Genomic DNA, 1,111 nt, shown 5'->3' with positions numbered 1-1,111 from the left:
CGGGGCGGCGCCGGCCACCGGCAGCCACCGCAGCGCCACCGCGAACACCGCGACCGAGCCGAGCGCCAGCGCGAACGTCGGCACCGAGCTCAGCGCCACCGCGACCCCGGCGAGGGCGCGGTCCACCGCCCCGTGGGGGCGCCACGCCGCGACGAGACCGGAGATGATGACGACGACGAGCGCGATGCCCACCCCCGCCGCCGACAGCCCCACGGTCCACGGGATCCGCTCGGCGAGCACCTGCACGACGGGTTGGCGGTAGGTGGGGGAATAGCCGCCGTCGCCGGTCGCGAGTCCCGCGATCCACCGGACCCAGGCCTGCCACCAGGGCAGATCGGTGCCCAGGGCGGCGGCGGCGGCGGAGCGGTCGGCGGCGGTCATCCGCTCGTAGCCGGAGCCGAAGTGGGCGGTCAGCGGGTTGAGCGGCGAGGCGCCGGCCAGGGCGAACGCGGCGAGCGTCACGGCGAACACCACCACCGGCACCGTCAGGGCGCGGCGGGCGGTGAGGCGGGTGAGCTCGGCCCGGCGCTCGCGCAGGCGGCGGATCACGGGCGGGCCGTCCAGCGGTGGATCGCCCACCACGGTCCCCAGGTCGCGCCGTGGACGTGCGGCTCGAGGATCGGTGCGGGACCGGTGTGGCCGGTGTCGCGGACGAGGTAGGTGTGCTCGAGCGTGACGAGGAACAGGTGGCCGGGATCTCGCAGGTACGCCTGCTGGGCGCGGCGGTACAGGCGGGTCCGCTCGACCGGGTCGGCGGTGTGGCGGGCGGCGCCGAGGGCGCGGTCGACGTCCTGGTTCGCGTAGCCGCCGGGGTTGTCGAGCGGGCCGGAGGTGCGGGTGGCCGAGTGCAGGGTGCGGTGGACCTGCGTGTCGACGGTGAAGGGGTTGTCGCCGCCGCCGAGCAGGACCGCGACCTCCCCGGAGCGGGCCTCGATCTCGTCCCACTTGGCGCCCCACAGCTCGACGGCCACCCCCAGCCCGCGCAGCTGGTCGGCGACCGCCGACGCGAGTTCGCGGCGCAGGGAGTCGGCGGCGGGGTAGGCGAGGACTAACTCGGCGCGGGCGGGGGCGCCGGCTGGCGCGGTGCCGTTTGGCGCGGTGCCGTTTGGCG

2 pseudogenes are annotated in these 1,111 nt (G+C 76.9%); both read right to left on the bottom strand.

What is annotated here, in order from left to right:
- Window positions 1–582 (bottom strand): annotated as a pseudogene (locus HMPREF3086_RS18800) (ABC transporter permease); the annotation flags it as partial.
- Window positions 546–1,111, bottom strand: a pseudogene (locus HMPREF3086_RS18795) (ABC transporter substrate-binding protein); the annotation flags it as partial. The pseudogenes HMPREF3086_RS18800 and HMPREF3086_RS18795, both read right to left, overlap by 37 nt.

Source organism: Dietzia sp. HMSC21D01, assembly GCF_001815995.1.
Classification (GTDB): Bacteria; Actinomycetota; Actinomycetes; order Mycobacteriales; family Mycobacteriaceae; genus Dietzia; species Dietzia cinnamea.
Note: the sequence above shows the minus strand (reverse complement) of the source record. Positions and strands in the feature narration are given on the sequence as shown.